Source organism: Cupriavidus sp. TMH.W2, assembly GCF_050847365.1.
In the GTDB taxonomy this organism is placed as follows: domain Bacteria; phylum Pseudomonadota; class Gammaproteobacteria; order Burkholderiales; family Burkholderiaceae; genus Cupriavidus.
Map to the genome: position 1 here is coordinate 3,101,095 of NZ_CP193792.1, position 18,872 is coordinate 3,119,966.

Here is an 18,872-nt window from a genome sequence, read left to right on the forward strand (position 1 = left end):
GTATAGCTTCTTGTCTGCAGAGACAAAAAAACACCCCTTCGACAAGGGGTGTTTTGAGGTAAGGCCACCTTCTGACCCTCAAATATGTATGTCAGCTAGGAGGAATAACAGATGCGGGCTTTTTCACGTCGAATGTCTATAACGGATCAGGCGAACGAATAGAACACCCGGAACTGCACCTTGCGCTCGCCCCAGAACTCGGCGGCGTCGCGGAACACGTCAAGCAGCACCTCGCGCGCTTCCTTGTCGAATTTCTGCGCGATCGGCAGGCCCTCCAGCACGATCACAAAGCCCGGCTGCGGGCCGGCCTTGTAGATCATGTCGGTCAGGCAGTCGGCCAGTGCGTCGAAATTCTTGCCGAAATGCTTCGGGAAGGTGAACGACGTGGCGATGGTTTCCAGGATCTCCGCCTTGCTCGCGCAATGGGCGCAATTGGCATAGAGGAAATGCTGCCCGAGATCGGCGGCCGCCTGGGCCAGCTCAGGCACGCGGAAAGCGCGGATCGACTGGACGATGTTCGGACGCACCGTCTTGAACAGGTTCATGGCCCCCTCGCTGGTGCCGTCATTCCAACCAGGACCGGCGGGCATGGCCACGGGTGCGGTCGCGGGCGGGAGTTTTTGCATGAGCTCCTGGCTCGGCATCATCAGCACGTTGTCGTATAGGTTCTGGGCCTGCTGCTGAGCCCGCTGCCAGCCATCTCCGGCGCCGCGCTCTTCGCGGGCGGCAAGGGCGTCGCCCAATCCGAAAATGTCAGTCATCATTTGAGTATCCGTTTGAAGCTGTTGTAGTGATCTTCCGTGTAGTAACAATCGTTGGCAGCGCGTTGCTCCCCGCCGCAGACGATCCGCCTGGCTCCCCGGTTCCGGCTCCTGGCGCTCTTGACCGTGTATTCGCGGTAGTACCCGCGTTCACGTTGCGGCAGGGTGCGTTCGTAGTTGCCGAATCTCGATCCGTCCTTGTCATACGGGAACGGGCCGCCGGCTTCGATGCGCTCCAGGGTCTGCCGTGCATCGTTGGGCAACTGCTGCACTGCAATGGTTCCCACCTCTTCGGTTTGCGCCTGGCGTGCCAGCGCCGGCTGCGCCAGGGCCAGCACCAGCGCCGCGCCGGTCATGGACCGGGCCAGCATGCGCGTTGCGTGCCGCATCAGAGGAACTTGGAAACCCACGTTGCTTGTCTTGGTTGAACCGGAAATCGAGCCTGCCGCTGGTTGGGTAGACGATCTGTCCGGGCCACCCTGGCCAGCGCCCTGCGCCACCCGTAGAGGAGCGCGATGGATGCCGGCCGCACCGGGGCGCTCATGGCGAGCGCCTGTATCAAAGGCGTAAGGTTACGCGCATGCTCGCAATTAATCAATCCCAGCCCGGTTGCACCGCTATTTCTTCAATTGTTTCAATATGTTAAGCGTATGTGTGCGCATACTAACCATGCACATGCGGGCGTAAAAAAAGCCGGGCGAACCCGGCTTTTCATCACATTGGCCTGTCTGCCGGCCATGCAAGCGGCTTAACGCTTGGCAGCGGCGTCCGCCACGACCAGCGCAGTCATGTTGACGATGCGGCGCACCGTGGCCGACGGCGTCAGGATATGCACCGCCGCCTTCACGCCCAGCAGGATCGGCCCGATCGCGACGTTGTTGCCCGCGGCAACCTTGAGCAGGTTGTACGAGATATTGGCCGCATCGATGTTCGGGCACACCAGCAGGTTGGCTTCGCCCTTGAGCGAGCCGTCCGGCACCAGCTGGTCGCGCAGCTTCTGGTCGAGCGCGCTGTCGCCGTGCATTTCGCCGTCGATCTCCAGTTCCGGGGCACGATCGCGCAGGATGGCGAGGGTTTCGCGCATCTTGCGGGCCGAAGGCGCTTCGGACGAGCCGAAGTTCGAATGCGACAGCAGTGCGACCTTGGGCTCGATGCCGAAGCGCTTCAGCTCTTCCGCTGCCATGAGCGTGATCTGGGCCAGCTCGTCGGCGGTCGGGTCGACGTTGACGTGCGTGTCCACCAGGAAGATCTGGCGGCCCGGCAGCACCAGGCCGTTCATTGCCGCGTAGACCTTGCTGGTCCCGCCCAGCACCTGGTCGATATAGCGCAGGTGCGCGGCAGTGTTGCTGACGGTGCCGCAGATCATGCCGTCAGCTTCGCCCCGTTTCACCAGCATGGCGCCGATCAGGGTGGTACGGCGGCGCATTTCCAGCTTGGCGTACTGCGGCGTGATGCCCTCGCGGGCCATCATGCGGTAGTAGGCGTCGGAATAGTCGCGGAAGCGCTCGTCGTGTTCCGGGTTGACCACGGTGAAGTCCACGCCGGCGCGCAGGCGCAGGCCGAAGCGCTCGATGCGGTGCTGCAGCACGGCCGGACGGCCGATCAGGATGGGGTTGGCCAGCTTTTCATCGACGATCACCTGCACCGCGCGCAGCACGCGCTCTTCCTCGCCCTCGGCGAAGACGATGCGCTTCTTCTCCATCTCGACCTTGCGCGCAGCGGCGTAGATCGGCTTCATCACCGTGCCCGAGTGGTACACGAATTGCTGCAGCTGCAGGCGGTAGGCGTCCATGTCCTCGATCGGACGGGCGGCCACGCCGGACTTCATCGCGGCTTCGGCCACGGCCGGGGCCACCTTGACGATCAGGCGCGGGTCGAACGGCTTCGGGATCAGGTATTCGGGACCGAACGACAGGTCCTGGATGCCATAGGCAGTGGCGACAATGTCGCTCTGCTCCTGGCGTGCCAGCTCGGCCAGGGCATTGGCCGCGGCGATTTCCATCTCACGCGTGATGGTGGTGGCGCCGCAGTCCAGCGCACCGCGGAAGATGAACGGAAAACACAGGACGTTGTTGACCTGGTTGGGGTAGTCGGTACGGCCGGTGGCCATCACGGCGTCCGGGCGCACTTCCTTGACCAGCTCCGGCGCGATTTCCGGGTTCGGGTTGGCCAGGGCCAGCACCAGCGGCTTGTCGGCCATGCGCTGGACCATGTCCTGCTTGAGCACGCCGGCGGCGGACAGGCCCAGGAAAATGTCGGCGCCGTCGATGACTTCGCCCAGCTTGCGCTTGTCGGTCTTCTGGCAGAAGCGCGCCTTTTCCGGGTCCATCAGCTCGGTACGGCCCTCGTAGACCACGCCGGCCAGGTCGGTCACCCAGATGTTTTCGATGGGCAGGCCGATGTCGACCAGCAGGTCCAGGCAGGCCAGCGCGGCCGCGCCGGCGCCGGAGGCCACCAGCTTGACCTGCTTGATGTCCTTGCCGACCACCTTCAGGCCATTGATGATGGCCGCGGCCACCACGATCGCGGTGCCGTGCTGGTCATCGTGGAAGACCGGGATCTTCATCTTCTCGCGCAGCTTGCGCTCGACGTAGAAACACTCCGGTGCCTTGATGTCTTCCAGGTTGATGCCGCCGAAGGTGGGCTCGAGCGCGGCGATGATCTGGACCAGCTTCTCCGGGTCCTTCTCGTCGACCTCGATATCGAACACGTCGATGCCGGCAAACTTCTTGAACAGGCCAGCCTTGCCTTCCATCACCGGCTTGGAAGCCGCGGCGCCAATGTCGCCCAGGCCCAGCACGGCGGTGCCATTGGTGATCACCGCGACCAGGTTGCCGCGGGCGGTGTAGCGGAAGGAATTGGCCGGATCGGAAACGATCTCTTCACAAGCGGCAGCCACGCCCGGCGAATAGGCCAGGGCCAGGTCGCGCTGGTTCGACAGCGGCTTGGTCGGCGTGACCGAGATCTTGCCGGGGGTGGGAAACTCGTGGTACTCGAGCGCCGCTTTGCGCAGCGCCTCACGCTGCTGCTGTTTCAGATCGTCTTGGGACGGGGGCTGCTGAGGGCTGGTCATCGGCGCATCTTCCAATCGGTGGAGCCGTCATTGACGAGGCGGGGACGATCGGCGGACCGGCTCCACGTGTCCGCCCTTCTCTTCCTTTGGAACCCAGCATTTTATATAGTGAAATACTATTTCACAATAAGCGTTTTGCTTGGGGCACCTTTGCGATTCGGTACAATATGCCCCATCCCCCGGGGCAACACCAGCAAGCGTAGCGCCTGCCGGCAGAAGCGGCGCACCGCCGCGCGGTCATGGCTGTCGTGCACGGCAGTATCTTGCTGAAATGCCGGGCGCGCCCCATCCTGATGCGCCGCGCGGACGCCGCGGGATTGTTCTGCAATCGCCACGCATCTTCCCGCAACGCGCAGCCATCTCGATCGCGCCCTTCCGCTGCAGCTCTCCTACCACGATGCCCCACGCCCAGCCTGCCCAGCTTTCCGAGTTCGACCTGATCCGCCGCTATTTCACGCGGCCGGTGCGCAAGGCCGCGCTCGGCGTGGGTGATGACTGCGCGCTGATCGAAGGCCGCCCCGGCCACCACCTGGCCATCAGCACCGACATGCTGGTCAGCGGCCGGCATTTCTTCCCCGATGTGGCGCCGCGCGCGCTCGGCCACAAGGCGCTGGCCGTGAACCTGTCCGACCTGGCCGCCATGGGCGCCGAGCCGCGCGCCTTCACGCTGGCGCTGGCGCTGCCCGAGGCCGAGCCCGCCTGGCTGGCCGAACTTGCCGGTGGCATGCTGGCGCTGGCCGACGCCCACGGCTGCGAACTGATCGGCGGCGATACCACGCGCGGTCCGCTGACACTGTCGCTGACGGTGTTCGGCGACGTGCCGCTACGCGCCGCGCTGCGCCGCGACGCCGCCCGCCCCGGCGACGACATCTGGATCTCCGGCACCCTCGGCGACGCCCGCCTGGCGCTGGGCGACTGCCGCGGCGAATGGCTGCTGCCGGAACCCGAGTTCAGCCAGGTCCGGCCCCGCATGGACACGCCCACGCCGCGCGTGGCCCTGGGCATGGCGCTGCGCGGCGTGGCGCATGCCGCACTTGACATTTCCGACGGCCTGGTCGGCGACCTTGGCCATATCCTGGAGCGCTCGCAGGTGGGCGCACTGGTCGACGTCGATGCGCTGCCGCGCTCGGCGGTGCTGGCCAGCCAGCCGGACGCCATCCAGCGCGAATGCGTGCTGGCCGGGGGCGACGACTACGAACTGTGTTTCACCGCGCCCGCCGGCAACCGCGACGCCATTGCCGCGATCAGCGAGCGCCTGGAGCTGCCGCTGACGCGTATCGGGGCGATCACGCCGGAGCCCGGCCTGCGGCTGGTCGACTGTGCCGGCAATCCGACCCACTACGAAGGCACCAGCTTCGACCACTTTGCTGCCCCCTGACACCGGGTCACAGGCATGTCATGATGCCGGCATCGGCGCCTGCGCGGGCACGGGAGTCCCGCGAGCATTGCAGCGCGAACCGGCCATAACCATAAGCAGCCACTGCATCACACGAGCCAACTTTGATGTCCACCTTCCCTCCCGGGGCCGCGCCGCGCGACCCCGCCCTGACCCTGGAAGCCGGCCAGACCGTCAAGGTCACGCACCCGAGCGCGCGCTTCATGCTGGCCCACCCGGCGCACCTGATCGCCTTCGGCTTCGGCTCGGGCCTGTCCCCGGTCGGGCCGGGCACGGCCGGCACCCTCTTCGCCTGGCTGTCGTACGTGGTGCTCTCGCGGTGGATCGAACCCGCCACCTGGCTGTGGATCATCGCCGGCGGCTTCCTGGTGGGCCTGTGGGCGTGCGCCCGCACCGCCCGCGACATGGGCGTGCACGACCACGGCAGCATGGTCTGGGACGAGATCGTCGCCTTCTGGCTGGTGCTGGCCTTTGTCATGCCGACCGGCTTCTGGGGGCAGTTCGCTGCCTTCCTGTGGTTCCGGCTGTTCGATATCGCCAAGCCGGCACCGATTGGCCACTATGACCGCACGCTCAAGGGCCCGGGCCTGCGCGGCGGCTTCGGCGTGATGTTCGACGACATCTTCGCGGCGTTTTACACGCTGCTGGTGTTCGCGCTGTGGCGCTCGTTCTGAGCCACCATCGCCGCGCAATGCCGGCCGTTTGAAGCGGATTTCCCAATCACCACCCCATATCCATCATGTCCGTCAGCCGACTGCTCGACCAGCTCGCCATCCAGGCCGGCGTCGCCCTAGCCGACAAATCCCTGATGCTCGCCACCGCCGAATCCTGCACCGGCGGGCTGGTGGCCGCCGCCATTACCGATGTGTCGGGCTCATCCGGCTGGTTCGAGCGCGGCTTCGTCACCTATTCCAACGAGGCCAAGTCCACCATGCTGGGCGTGCCCGCCAAGCTGATCCGCGACCACGGCGCGGTCAGCGAGGAAGTGGCGCGCGCCATGGCCGAGGGGGCGCTGCTCAACAGCCGCGCCCAGGTGGCGCTGTCGGTCACCGGCGTGGCCGGCCCCAATGGCGGCACCCCGGAAAAGCCGGTGGGCATGGTCTGCTTCGGCTGGAGCAACCGCATCACCACCCTGACGGAAACCCAGCGCTTTCGCGGCGACCGGGGGCAGATTCGGCGGCAGGCGGCAGAGCATGCGATGCGGGGGTTGTTGGAGTTGGTTCGGAATGAGGCGTAGGGGGTCGCGCTTGACCGGCGTGGCTGTTTCGCCGGCGTAGCCGGTGGGGCTTCTTGCTCGTTAGCTTGGTTATGTCGGTCGGGTTCGATGTTGTCGTAGGATTGACGGCCTGGTTCCGCCCTGCTGGGCGGGTCACTTTTTGGCCGAGCGACAAAAGATGGAATGAACGCGCCCCGGCCCTCCGATCAAAGGCGCCGGTAGTTCAGTTGTGCATCCGGGGAAACGTGACAGGATAGGCGGGTCCCCCATCACGAAACGGCATCGATGTGCCAGAGTGGGAGTGTCACCAACCACGCGAGGATGGAGGGACCCGAGATGAATACTACGACTTACGGCCTGGATATTGCAAAGACTGTCTTCCAGCTCTATTGGGTCGAGCCTTCCGGCAAGTGTTCCAACCGCCGCTTCAGCCGGCCCAAGCTGCTGGAGTTTCTCGCGAATCGCGAGCCCGGACGTATCGCGCTCGAAGCATGTGGCAGCGCGCACTGGTGGGCCCGCCAACTGCAAGCCTTGGGTCATGAGCCAGTGCTGCTGCACGCCAGGTACGTGCGACCGTTCGTGCAGACGAACAAAACCGATGCGGCCGATGCCAAGGCTATCTGGACCGCGGCGCAGCAGCCCGGGATGCCGTTCGTGGCCCCGAAGACCGAGCCGCAACAGTGCGTGCTCAGCCTGCACGCCATGCGCCAGCTGCGCGTGAAGATGCGCACCATGCTGGTCAACCAATTGCGCGGCACGTTGTTTGAGTTCGGAATCCGGATCCGTCCCGGGCTACGGATTGGCCTGCAGGAAATCGTGCAACGAATGGACGAAATCGAACAGGACGTGCCGCCCTTGCTGTTCGAGTTCGTGCGCGAACAATTGCAAAGCATCGAACGGCTCGATCAAGAGATAGCTCGCCTGGATCAACGCATTGATACCTGGGGTCGGCAAAGTCAGGCCTGCAAAACGATTTTGGCCATTCCCGGCATCGGCATGCTTACCGCCACGGCCATGGTTGCCACCATTGGCGACGCGCACACCTTCAAGTCCGGGCGCCAACTGGCGGCTTATCTTGGCCTAGTGCCCAAACAGACCGGCACCGGCGGCAAGGTCTGGCTGAGCGGCATCAGCAAACGCGGCGACCCCTATCTGCGCACCTTGCTGATTCACGGCGCTCGGGTCGTGCTGAGTCATCTGCGCAGAAAGAACCAGCCCGGCTGGAGCCTGATGCTCGCCCAGCGACGGCCGAAAAACGTCGCGGCTGTTGCCCTGGCTAACAAGACGGTGCGTACCATCTGGGCCCTGTTGGTCCACGACCGCACCTATGACCGAGACTACGTCTCGGTCAGGCCTGCCTAGCGGGCAGGCCTGAGCTAGCAAGCAAGGAACCCGTCCACAGGTTGCGAGGGTAATGTCCACGTGATGGCAAAACAGGTTGGACCGCGGGAGTGCAAGCCCAATTGGTTACTGGTGCTCAAAGCACGGCCAAAAGATAGGGACACTCCCGGCGAAATCCATCAGGGCCTGCAGGCCAGGCCTGCACCGCAAGGCCGGATATAAGTCTGCAGCCAATCCTGTCCAAGCCTGATGTTGGCTTTACCTTGCAAACCGGGGCGCGTTCATATAAGTAACCAAAAAACGCGTCGCCTCAGGCGGCTGGCCACCAATTCCTCGGTGCGGGTGGTTCGGGCGGCGGTGATTTCCGTTCGGTGGGGTTGGTGGTTCGACCCTGCTACGCACCCTGTCTGTGCCCACATCAACGGACTATTGGACGAACCCGACTTTAGGCTATTGGCAGCCTGCTGAATACGGCGTCGGTCGGACGCCTTCGGCTGCGCTGCGCGCACGCCCTAAGGGGGCAGAACCAGTGGCCACATCCTGATTTTTTCCTTTGGCCCGGCATCATCCGCGACAACGCCGTGCGAGCGCAGCGACGCACTCCGTGCCCGAGCACCCGACCTACGATACTGAGTGCGCGAAGCGCAGCCGTAGGCGTCCTACCGATAACGTCGTTAGAAGGCTGCCAACAGCCTAAAGTCGGGTTCGTCCAATAGTCCCTGGACGCAAGGCACATCCCGGGAGCGTAGCAGGGTTGAACCACCAACCCCACCGAACGGAAATCACCACCGCCCGAACCACCCACACCGTGGAATGGGTGGCCAGCCGCCTGAGGCGACGCGTTTTTTGGTTACTTTTTGGCGCTCCGGTGTGTGTCAAGGTAGTTGTCGCGTTCGCCGTCATGCAGCTTTCCGGTATTCCTTGGGTTCCTATTCAGCTCGCTCGGGGTTCAGGTAGACCACTGGCTCCAGCTTCCAATTCCGGATTCCCCGCGACCAGCGCTGCGGATGTCGGGTGCGGGCTGCCTGATACAGCATCGTGCGTCGCGCCAGCAGGGGCACCGCTTCCTCGCGGTGCCGCTGGTTCGGCGTGACGTACTTCAGGCCACTGTGGCGGTGCTCCTCGTTGTACCAGTGCACGAACCGATGGACCCAATCGCGCGCTTGCTGCAGCGTATCGAATGGCCGATCCGGCCACAGCGGGCAATACTTGGCTGTGCGGAACAGCGCTTCTGCGTAAGCGTTGTCATTGCTCACGCGCGGGCGACTGTATGAGGGCTGCACGCCCAGGTAACCCATCGTCGCCAGCATCGTCCCTCCTTTCATGACGCTGCCATTGTCCGAATGCAGCACCAGCGGCCGCCCGGCGGTCTGCTCGCGCAGGCAGCCTAGCGACAGCAGTTGGCTGGCATGTTCAGCCGATTCGCTCTCGTGCACCTCGTTGACTACCAGCTTGCGGCTGTAGATGTCCTGCATCATGTACCAGTAAAAGAAGCGACCTTTCACCGTCGTGGGCATCCACGTGATGTCCCAGCACCACACCTGGTTCGGTCCGTCGGCGCGGTGTGTAGTCAGCGGGCGCGAGGACTTGGCATTGTGGCTGCGCCCGCGCCGGCGCGCCTGGCCTTCGGCCTTGAGCACGCGGTAGAACGTCGACTCCGAGGCCACATAGCGGCCTTCGTCGGCCAGCTTCGGCACGATCTGGTGCGGCGTCAGGCTCTCGTAGCCGCGCTGGTTGGCCGCGGCCAGCACGGCCTGCCGCTCCGCCTCGCTGAGCTTATTGGCCGGCACTGGGCGCTGCGCGCCCGGGCGGCCATCCGCAGGCACATGACGCCAGCGCTGCAAGGTGCGCTCGTTCAGGCCCAACTCCCTGCAGGCGCTGGCTTGACGCGCACCGCTCTTTACCGCTTCATCGATCAACATGATGGCTTCGCGGCGATCCGAGACGTTGATCAGTCCTCCTCGTCCCTTCCCCAGATCGCCTCGGCTTTTTTTCGCAGCACCAGCAGCGCCGCTGTCTCCGCCAGCGCCGCATTCTTGCGCTTGAGTTCGCGCTCCAGATCGCGGATCCGTTTCTGGGCAGTCTCTTCCTCGCGGCGCTGCGCCAGGCCGGGCTTGGCCAGCGTCTTCGCGTTAGCCTGCTCACAGGCGGCGCGCCACTGCCGGATCTGTTCCGGCTGAATGCCCTTCCTGCGGCAGTATTCGGACAGCTCCGCCTCGCTCAGGGGCGCTGTCTCCAGCACCACCCGGAACTTGTCCGCACTTGACCACTTGTCACTCTGCTTGCCGTTGCCTGGCACAACCTGTCCTTGCTCTCGGGCTTCGTTGCGCCACGTACGCAGGCTCACCGTCGTGACACCCGTCTCCTTGGCCAACTCCACAACCGACCGATTCAAGGGCGGCATCATCTGCTCAACCACCCATTCCTTGTACTCCGCCGGATAACGCTTCATCTTCCAACCGTTACCGCCCTCCATTGTCCTTCATCGAAAGGCGGCGAGGCGACAACTATCCTGACATGGAGGGCTCGGACAAAAAGTGACCCGCCCAGCAGGGCGGAACCAGGCGGTAAAACCTACGACAGCATCGAACCCGACCGACATAACCAAGCCAACAAGCAGAAGCCCCCCCTCACCCATGCCGATACCGATTAATCGTCTCCCGCGTCTGCAACGCAACATTCCGCGCCGCTGTAGCAAAATCCTTCTCCCGGCTGGCATAGAGAATAGCCCGTGACGAATTGATCATCATCCCGGTGCCGTCCGCGGTGCGCCCCGCCTTGACCGTGGCTTCGATATCGCCACCCTGGGCGCCGATGCCCGGGATCAGCAGCGGCATGTCGCCGACGATCTGGCGCACCCGCGCGATCTCGTTGGGGAAGGTCGCGCCGACCACCAGCCCCATCTGCCCGGTGGTGTTCCAGCGCTCGCGCGCGGCCTCGGCCACCAGCTGGTACAGCGGCTTGCCGTCGACCTGCAGGAACTGCACGTCCGAGCCGCCCGGGTTGGAGGTGCGGCACAGCACGATCACGCCGCGGTCCGGGTAGGCCAGGTAAGGCTGCATCGAATCGAAGCCCATGTACGGGCTGACCGTGACCGCGTCGGCGTGGTAGCGCTCGAAGGCTTCCAGCGCGTAGTGCTCGGCGGTCGAGCCGATGTCGCCGCGCTTGGCGTCCAGGATCACCGGGATGCCGGGGTGGGCGTCGTGGATGTAGTGGATCAGCTGCTCGAGCTGGTCTTCGGCGCGCTGCGAATGGAAGTAGGCGATCTGCGGCTTGAAGGCGCAGACCAGGTCGGCGGTGGCGTCGACGATCTCGCGGCAGAACGAGAAGATGGCGCCGCCCGTCCCGGTCAGGGACAGCGGCAGCTTCTGCGGGTCAGGATCGAGCCCGACGCACAGGAGGGAATCGTTGCGCTGCCAGGCGGCAGCAAGCTGCTCGGTGAAAGTCATGGGTACTCGGAATATCCTGGTGGCGCCGGCGCCTCACTGGACCGGCCGGCGCGGTTGGCCGCAGCGGCGTGAAAACCTCTCATGCCTGCAGCATATGTCGCTTTCGGCAATTTTACCCGCTGCGTGCTATCGTTTTGCGCTTCCTCTCAAAAACAAAGCGCGGCATCGCGCACAGCCGCGTCCCGTCATGTCTCTCGATCGCCGCGGTATCTTCCTGCTTGTCGTGCTCACCCTCGCCTGGGGCATCAACTGGCCCATCATGAAGGTGGGCGTAGCGCACTTTCCGGCGCTGGGCTTCCGCCTGCTGTGCATGGGCGGCGGGCTGGTGGCGCTGGGGCTGGCGCTGCGGCTGCGCGGCGATTCGCTGGCCGTGCCGCGGCGCGAATGGGGCACGGTGGTCCGGCTGGCCATTCCCAACATGGTGATCTGGCACCTGTTCGCGATCTGCGCGGTCAAGATGCTGTCCTCGGGCCGCGCCGCCATCCTGGGCTACACCATGCCGATCTGGGCGGTGGTCTGGGGGCTGGTGTTCTTCCGCGAGCGCATCGGTGCCTGGGCCTGGATCGGCATCGGCTGCGCGCTGGCCGGCACCGTGCTGCTGCTGTCGGGCGAGCTCGCCGCGCTGACCGGCAGCCCCGCCGGCACGCTGCTGATGCTGCTGGCCGCGGCCGGCTGGGGCTTCGGCACGCAGCTGATGAAGCGCACCCAGACCGACGTGCCCATCGGCGCAATGACCTTCTGGATGCTGGCCGTGACGCTGCCCTTCCTGGCGGTGGGCACGCTGCTGCTGGAAAACGGCTGGCGCATGCCCACGGCGATCGAATGGGCCGCCATCGCCTACAACGCGGTGGTGGTCTTCGCCTTCTGCCACCTGGTCTGGTTCGGGCTGGCGCGCAGCCTGCCGCCGGTGGTGTCGAGTCTGTCGATCATGTTCATCCCGGTGGTCGGGGTGTTCTCGGGCATGTGGCTGCTGGGCGAGCAGCCGCACTGGCAGGACTACGCGGCCATCGTGCTGATGTTCCTGGCGCTGTCGTCGGTAATGCTGGCGCCGCTGCTGTGGCGCCGGCTGCGGGGCGTGCCAGGCTGATCCCCGGGGTGGGCACGCCCCGGTCGTGAGCGGGCAACAGACGGCCGCTTGCGCGGAGATTTCACTTAACAAGCCACCCTCCGTTGGGCTACACTCGCGGCCATCACAATCCCGGAGAAATTACGTGGGCAGTAGCATTGGGTGTTCGAGTTGCCGCAGCAGCACTGCGACCTCTGCGAATGCCATGTCACTGCGGGCTGCGTAACGACGACCCGCCCGGAGCACCCGGCTCCGCGCCTCGTCGGCCTCGCCCGCAGCAGAACTGCGGGCGAGTGTCTTTCCGTGCCACCGGCGGCGCCATCCATGCGCGCCGCACCGCTGCGGATCTTCCCTCTCCCGGCTAGCCAGCCAACCCAGGCAAACGCCATCGTCTTGTACCGCCCGCCGCGCCGTTGCGCCGGCAGCCGCGGTACAGCGCGATCACGCTTGCCCGTGGCCCGGCCATTGCGGATCGCCTGCCGGCGTGCCGCTCGGCCATGCAGGGCATGACGGACTACCTGGGAATGCGGCGAGCCGCCTGCGCTTGTCTTCGCGCTTGTCTTTGTTATTCGTCGCAATCAGCAATAAGGAATCCCGGGGATGATCAACCTGTTCGTCCTGCAAAAAGGCCGGCTTGCCCAGGAGCAGGTCGACGAGCGCAATGAGCTGCTGCAGCACAAGCCGATCTGGATCGATGTCGTCAATCCCGACGACGAGGAACTGAACTGGATCAAGGAAGCCTATGGCGTCGCCCTTCCTGAACTGGAAGACCTGGGCGACCTGGAAGCGTCCGCGCGATATTTCGAGGGCGAGGACGAGAATATCCATATCCGCACCGACTTCCTGCTCGACGAGGAAGAGGTGTCGCGCAACGTGCGCGTGGCCTTTGTGCTGACGCGCGACGTGCTGTTCTCCATCCACGACGAAGACCTGCCGGTGTTCCGGCTGGTGCGGCTGCGCGCGCGCATGCGCCCGGGCTCGGTGCGCAATGCCAAGGACGTGCTGATGGACCTGTACGCGACCGACGCGGAATACTCCGCCGACTCGATCGAGGAAGTCTACGAACGCCTGGAAGAGGCCAGCCGCCGCGTGCTGGCCGAGAACGTGACCGATGCCGCCGCGGCCGACGTGCTGGAGACCATCGCCCGCGAGGAAGACCTGAACGGCCGCATCCGCCGCAACGTGATGGACACGCGCCGCGCGGTGTCCTTCCTGATGCGCAGCCAGCTGCTGTCGGCCGAGCAGCAGGACGAAGCGCGCCAGATCCTGCGCGACATCGACTCGATCGAGAACCACACCGCGTTCCTGTTCGACAAGATCAACTTCCTGATGGACGCGACCGTCGGTTTCATCAACATCAACCAGAACAAGATCATCAAGCTGTTCTCGGTGGTGTCGGTGGCGCTGATGCCGCCCACGCTGATCGCCAGCATCTACGGCATGAACTTCAAGTTCATGCCGGAGCTGGACTGGGTCGCGGGCTATCCGTGGGCGATCGCGCTGATGGCGGTGTCGGCGGCGATCCCGCTGGTGTATTTCCGCAGGAAGGGGTGGTTGAGCTGAGCCCCGCGGGGCTCAGTCGGGCAGCGTGGCTGCCCCCATCCGCCGCGCGATGATGCCCGCCTTGACGCGGAAGTTCACGCGCACATTGGCGCAGTATTCCTTCTTGTCGAAGCACTTGGGCGCCGGCAGCGCCGCGGCCAGGCGCGCGGACTGGCCCACGCTGAGCTTGTCGGCGCCGGTGCGGAAGTAGTGCTGCGCCGCGGCCTGCGCGCCGAACACGCCTTCGCCCCACTCCACTGAGTTCAGGTAGATCTCGTAGATGCGCTGCTTGTCCAGCAAGAACTCCAGCATCCACGTGATGGCCAGCTCCTGTCCCTTGCGCAGGTAGTTCTGCTCGGACGAGAGGAACAGGTTCTTGGCCAACTGCTGCGTGATGGTGGAACCACCGCGTACGATGCGTCCGCGCTTCTTGTTGCGCTCCCAGGCATCGAGCATGGCGTCGAGCTCATAGCCGGGGTGGTTGACGAAGTCGGCGTCTTCGCTGGCGATCACCGCGCGTTTCAGATTGCGCGAGATGCGGTCGTAGGGCACCCATTGCCGGTCGAGGCCGCAGTGCCAGGCCTTGAGGCCGCACAGGCGCCAGCGCTCGGCGCGCATGAAGGTGGTGGTGGTCGGGTTGAGGTACTGCCACGAGGCGATCTGCACGAAGAAGTACAGCTGCATCGCCACCACGCCCGCGGCCACGCAGCCGAGCAGGTAGCCCAGCCAGCGCAGCGGGTTGAACACGGCGCGGGCCGGCGCGGCACCGGCCGGGCGATTGCGGTTGGCCACGGCTGGCGGCGCCCCGGTCAACCCTTGCGTTCGGCCTGCAGCGCGGCGCGCAGCTCGGCCAGCACAGGCGCGGTGCGGGGCCGCACGCCACGCCAGATATAGAAGGCCTCGGCGGCCTGTTCGACCAGCATGCCCAGGCCGTCGCTCACGCGCGCGCCGCAGCGCGCGGCGAACTGCAGGAACACGGTGGGCTCGGCGCCGTACATCATGTCGTAGGCCAGCACGCCATCGCCCAGCAGGAACTCGGGCACCGGCGGCACTTCGCCGTGCAGGCTGCTGGACGAGGCATTGATGACCACGTCGACGGCTTCGTCCTCGGACAGCCCGTCGAGGGCATCGAGCCCGCCGCCCCACAGTTCAACGCCGTACTGGTCGGCGGCTTCGACAAATTCTTCCAGCATGTCGCTGGCGCGCGATGCGGTGCGGTTGGCCACCACGATGCGCGACGGCCGGCACTCGATCAGCGGCAGCATCGCGCCCATGGCGGCGCCGCCGGCGCCCAGCAGCAGCACGCGCTTGCCTTCGATCAGCGTGTCGAGGTGGTCCTGGATATCGCGCACCAGGCCGATGCCGTCGGTGTTGTCGCCATGGATCAGGCCCTCTTCGATCCACAGCGTGTTGACCGCGCCGGCGGCCTCGGCGCGCTCGGTCAGGCGGTCGGCCAGGTCGTAGGCCTCCAGCTTGAACGGCACCGTCACGTTGCAGCCATAGCCGCCGTCGGCAAAGAACTTGCGCACGGTGTCGGCAAACCCGTCCAGCGGCGCCTCCAGGCGCTCGTACTGCACGGCCTCGCCGGTCTGGCGCGCAAAGGCGGCGTGGATCGCCGGCGAGCGGCTGTGCGCGACCGGGTTGCCGATCACCACATAGCGGTCGGAGCTGGCTTGGGAAGATTCAGTGGATGTCATCAGCGTGCCTGCAAGCGGGTTTCCAGCCCGCTGCGCGAAAACTTGAAAGTGGAAATGACTTCGAGGATGTCCTGGCGCGACGTCATCTCGGCGGTAAAGGCGCCGAACGGCGCGGCCGCGCGCACGATCGCCACCGCCTGGCGGTCCAGCGCGGGATCGCCCGAGCTCTTGACCACGTCGATGGCGTCGACGTTGTAGCCGTCGCGGTTGTAGCCGAGCTTGCCCAGCCGGTTGACGTTGATCACCAGGATCAGCTGGCCGTAGAGCGGCTTGCCGTTGCGTTGCGGGAAGTCGGTGGTGCCGCGCGCCTCGATCTTGCGGCGCAGGCGGTCGTAGTACTGCGCGTAGTCGACGGCCTGCGCACTGGTGGCGGTCAGCTGGAAGCGCTTGGGCCGCTTGGCGTAGTGCTCCAGGTTGCGGCCGATCTCGGCCTCGAGCCTGGCCATCTCGTCGGTCGAGGTGCGCTCGTCCTGGCCGCGCTGCGGGGTGTCCTGGCGCTTCTCGCCGGGCTTGAGCGGCTGGTTGCGCACCGCCGGCGCGGCCTCGCGCGACTGGGTCAGCAGGCGTTGCTGTTCCTGTTCCAGCTGCTCGACGCGGCGCTGCACCTGGCGCACCAGGTCGCCCTCCTGCGTCAGGGTCTGCGCGGGCAGCGGCGTGGTGGCGCGCTGCAGGTCATGGTCGCCGCCGCCGTCCAGGTTGGCTTGCGCCAGCGCGGTCGGGTTGCGCGGCTTCTGCGCCGACTTGGCATTGACCAGCACCACGTCCAGCGCGGCATCGGTGCGCTTGATCTCGAACACCTCGGGCGCGGCCACCCGCACCATCAGCAGCACCGCGTGCACGGCCACGGAAACGGCCAGCGCCCTGGCGAGCGTACTGCTGTTGTGCCACCTGGCATGCCACCAGTGGCGGGGAGCGGCGAGAGTGGCGTTCACGATGGCTGGAAGATGGCTCTGGAGGGGCTGCCGGGATGCGGGCATGACGGTGCCGCAGTCGGTCGATTGTCGTTCCCGCGCAGGCGGGAACCCAGTGACTTAAAAAGACGCTGGATTCCCGCCTGCGCGGGAATGACGGTAGGCATTGTAAGTGAGCCCCGCCGATTTCCGAAGGTTTCAGCCGGCCGCCGGCGCGCCGGTGTCGCGCTCGCCCGACGCCTCGCCGGCGCCGTCGTCGCCGGACTCGGCCGGGGCCTCGTCCGACACGCCCGCGGCCTGCTCGGCGGCATCCTCCGCCGCCGCCTCGGCAGCGGCTTCAGCGGACAACTCTGCGGCTTCCTCGTCGCTTTCCAGCTCTTCCTCGGGCACCTCGCCTTCACCGGCAAAGATTTCCAGCACCCGGCAGGACACTTCCAGCGTGATCTCGTCGGTCTCGCCGATCTCCAGCAGCACCTGGGTGCCGCGCTGCGCCTGCATCAGCTCGGGCACGCGCGTGACCAGCGGGATCTCGGTAAAGCGCACCGCGCCTTCCTTGAGCACCGAGGCCACCATGCGCTCGCGGTTTTCCTGCTTGAGCCAGCGCAGGCACCAGTAGCGCTCCATGGTCGACTGGTGATCGGCATAGGCGGCGTAGGTGCCTTCAAAGTCTGCCACCGCGGCCAGCAGGTCGGCGTCCTTGGGCTTGAACGGCGCCACCAGCTTGGCGGTCACGCCATGCTGGGCCACCGCCAGGATCTGCCACTGGTTGACCAGGTCGACATAGCGGCGCAGCGGCGAGGTGCTCCACGCGTACTGCGCCACGCCCAGGCCCTCATGCGGCGCCGGGTAGGTCTGCATGCGGGTGCGGTGCATGCCCCACGCCTTCTGCGTGCGGTAGATGCCCGGCACGCCGTTGTCGGCCAGCAGCTTGCCCCAGGTGCTGTTGGCCAGGATCATCATCTCGGCCACGATCTTGTCCAGCGGCGAACCACGCTTGCGCTGTTCGATGCGCACGCGCTGGCTGCCGTCGGCCTGGTCGTCCAGGTAGAAATTGAAGTCCGCGCGGTTGTGCGTTTCGGGGCGCAGGCCGCTGGCCAGGCGCGCCTTCTGGCGCTCGTCGTACAGATAGCCGGCGAAGTGCCAGAGCTGCGTCAGCGCGTCGCGGAACGGGTAGTCGCCGGTGCCTTCGGCAAGCGAAGCCTCGGTGATCACATCGTCCAGCAGGTTGTGGCGCAGGTTGGCGGCGATCGGCACTATCTCGGCGCGGGTCTCGCTGCCGGTGATCAGCCACACGGTCGGATCCACCGTCACATACAGCGACAGCGCCGGGCACTGGCGCCCTTCCTGCAGCGTGTAGCGCTCCACCACAGCGTCGGGCAGCATGGTGATCTTGTCGCCGGGGAAGTAGACCGTGGACAGGCGCTGGCGCGCGACGGCGTCGAGCGGCTCGCCGCGGCGGATGCCCAGCGCGGGCGCGGCGATATGGATGCCGATGCGCAGCTTGCCGTCGGGCAGCCGGGTCACGGACAGCGCGTCGTCGATCTCGGTGGTGGTGACGTCGTCGATCGAGAACGCCTCCACGTCGGCCACCGGCAGGTCGGTGGACGGCTCGGGCACGTCGTTGTCGGGGAAGCCCGTGCCCTTGGGGAAGCACTCGGCCAGGAACTTGGCTTCATGCAGCGCGCGCGCACTGGCCACGCCGCCGGCGGCCACCATCAGCCGCATCGGGCTCATGCCCAGCGCGGTGCAGGCGGCGTCCATGGCCTTGAATTCCAGGCTGTTCTTGTCCGGCTTGAACAGCAGCTGCAGCACCTTGTTGCGGAAGGTCTCGGGCAGCGTCAGCGCCTTGAGCTGTTCTTCATATTCGGCCTGCACCAGCGCCTGCTGGCGCTTGCGCTCGAGCGCGGCCAGCGCCGCCTTGAGCTGGTCTTCGGGCGCGCGCTGGTAGCGGCCGCGCCCCTTGCGGCGGAAGTACACCGGGTTGCCGTGCAGCGCCATCGCCAGCGCCGCCTGCTGCAGCGCGCCGGGTTCGGCGCCGTAGTATTCGGCGGCCAGCTCGGCAAAGCCGAATTCCGCCTCGGGCGCGCATTCCCACAGGAAGTCCAGGTCGATCTCGGCCACCATGTCGCCGGTCTGGCGCACCAGCTCGATCGCCGAGGGCTGCGCGAACTGCAGCAGCACGTCGCGCGACTTGACCTTGGTGCGCTTGCCCGCCGGCAGTTCCACCTGGTAAGCCTCGCCCTGCTGGTTCAGCACGGTGCCGGCGCGGATTTCGCCGCCTTCTTCGAACAGCAACTGCATCGATCGGTACTTTCAGATATGCGCGGACCCGCGTCGGGCCGCCCTGGGGGCAGCGCTGGAGCGGATCCTGTGGGAAAAATGGTGCAACCGGGCGCAAACGCGCAGTAACGCGTGCGAAC

15 protein-coding genes are annotated in these 18,872 nt (G+C 65.9%); 6 read left to right on the forward strand and 9 right to left on the reverse strand.

Features of this window, described 5'->3' with window-relative positions:
- Window positions 1-146 precede the first annotated feature (146 nt).
- The 3 genes from ACREYQ_RS14235 to ACREYQ_RS14245 all read right to left on the reverse strand — a co-directional run bounded on the left by ACREYQ_RS14235 (window position 147) and on the right by ACREYQ_RS14245 (window position 3,834).
- Entirely contained in the window at window positions 147-764 is a 618-nt protein-coding gene (locus ACREYQ_RS14235) for a barstar family protein (RefSeq protein ID WP_018006331.1), read from the reverse strand.
- Window positions 761-1,132 carry a ribonuclease domain-containing protein gene (locus ACREYQ_RS14240; protein WP_432258220.1) on the reverse strand — a complete coding sequence of 124 codons (372 nt, stop codon included), beginning with the start codon at window positions 1,130-1,132 and terminating at the stop codon, window positions 761-763. Before ACREYQ_RS14240 ends, ACREYQ_RS14235 begins: the two co-directional genes overlap by 4 nt.
- Before the next feature lie 377 nt (window positions 1,133-1,509).
- A complete protein-coding gene (locus tag ACREYQ_RS14245; RefSeq protein WP_432258221.1) occupies window positions 1,510-3,834 on the reverse strand; it encodes an NADP-dependent malic enzyme in 2,325 nt (774 codons plus the stop codon).
- Between the two features lie 397 nt (window positions 3,835-4,231).
- Between ACREYQ_RS14245 and thiL the strand changes: the two genes are divergently transcribed.
- The 4 genes from thiL to ACREYQ_RS14265 all read left to right on the forward strand — a co-directional run bounded on the left by thiL (window position 4,232) and on the right by ACREYQ_RS14265 (window position 7,808).
- On the forward strand, window positions 4,232-5,212 hold the full coding sequence (thiL, locus tag ACREYQ_RS14250) for a thiamine-phosphate kinase (protein WP_432258222.1): 981 nt from the start codon (window positions 4,232-4,234) through the stop codon (window positions 5,210-5,212).
- Between the two features lie 125 nt (window positions 5,213-5,337).
- Entirely contained in the window at window positions 5,338-5,904 is a 567-nt protein-coding gene (locus ACREYQ_RS14255) for a phosphatidylglycerophosphatase A family protein (RefSeq protein ID WP_432258223.1), read from the forward strand.
- 65 nt (window positions 5,905-5,969) lie between these two features.
- Complete coding sequence (locus tag ACREYQ_RS14260) at window positions 5,970-6,467, forward strand: CinA family protein (RefSeq protein WP_432258224.1); 498 nt, start codon at window positions 5,970-5,972, stop codon at window positions 6,465-6,467.
- 315 nt (window positions 6,468-6,782) lie between these two features.
- Window positions 6,783-7,808: an IS110 family transposase gene (locus ACREYQ_RS14265; protein ID WP_432257737.1), complete on the forward strand. Its 1,026-nt coding sequence runs from the start codon at window positions 6,783-6,785 to the stop codon at window positions 7,806-7,808.
- Between the two features lie 908 nt (window positions 7,809-8,716).
- Here ACREYQ_RS14265 and ACREYQ_RS14270 read toward each other — a convergent pair.
- Window positions 8,717-10,239 (reverse strand): IS3 family transposase gene (locus ACREYQ_RS14270; protein ID WP_432258225.1). Its coding sequence is split into 2 segments (ribosomal slippage): window positions 8,717-9,753 and window positions 9,753-10,239, totalling 1,524 coding nucleotides; the frame shifts between segments, so codons are not numbered across the junction.
- A gap of 178 nt (window positions 10,240-10,417) precedes the next feature.
- Window positions 10,418-11,236, reverse strand: coding sequence for an orotidine-5'-phosphate decarboxylase (gene pyrF, locus ACREYQ_RS14275; RefSeq protein WP_432258226.1), 819 nt, complete (start codon window positions 11,234-11,236; stop codon window positions 10,418-10,420).
- Between the two features lie 187 nt (window positions 11,237-11,423).
- On the opposite strand from pyrF, the gene ACREYQ_RS14280 reads away from it, so the two are divergent.
- Together ACREYQ_RS14280 and corA are read left to right on the forward strand one after the other, a co-directional pair.
- Window positions 11,424-12,323 (forward strand): DMT family transporter, encoded by a 900-nt coding sequence (locus tag ACREYQ_RS14280; RefSeq protein WP_432258227.1) that lies wholly within the window; start codon window positions 11,424-11,426, stop codon window positions 12,321-12,323.
- 579 nt (window positions 12,324-12,902) lie between these two features.
- Window positions 12,903-13,865, forward strand: coding sequence for a magnesium/cobalt transporter CorA (corA, locus tag ACREYQ_RS14285; RefSeq protein ID WP_078197850.1), 963 nt, complete (start codon window positions 12,903-12,905; stop codon window positions 13,863-13,865).
- 12 nt (window positions 13,866-13,877) lie between these two features.
- On the opposite strand, the gene mtgA is transcribed toward corA, so the two are convergent.
- The 4 genes from mtgA to ACREYQ_RS14305 all read right to left on the reverse strand — a co-directional run bounded on the left by mtgA (window position 13,878) and on the right by ACREYQ_RS14305 (window position 18,753).
- The gene (gene mtgA / locus ACREYQ_RS14290) at window positions 13,878-14,579 is read right to left on the reverse strand and encodes a monofunctional biosynthetic peptidoglycan transglycosylase (protein ID WP_432260421.1); all 702 of its coding nucleotides are present in this window, start codon (window positions 14,577-14,579) and stop codon (window positions 13,878-13,880) included.
- A gap of 74 nt (window positions 14,580-14,653) precedes the next feature.
- Entirely contained in the window at window positions 14,654-15,541 is an 888-nt protein-coding gene (gene aroE / locus ACREYQ_RS14295; protein WP_432258228.1) for a shikimate dehydrogenase, read from the reverse strand.
- Window positions 15,541-16,473, reverse strand: coding sequence for an energy transducer TonB (locus ACREYQ_RS14300; protein WP_432258229.1), 933 nt, complete (start codon window positions 16,471-16,473; stop codon window positions 15,541-15,543). Before ACREYQ_RS14300 ends, aroE begins: the two co-directional genes overlap by 1 nt.
- A 177-nt stretch (window positions 16,474-16,650) precedes the next feature.
- The gene (locus ACREYQ_RS14305) at window positions 16,651-18,753 is read right to left on the reverse strand and encodes a ribonuclease catalytic domain-containing protein (protein ID WP_432258230.1); all 2,103 of its coding nucleotides are present in this window, start codon (window positions 18,751-18,753) and stop codon (window positions 16,651-16,653) included.
- Window positions 18,754-18,872 lie beyond the last annotated feature (119 nt).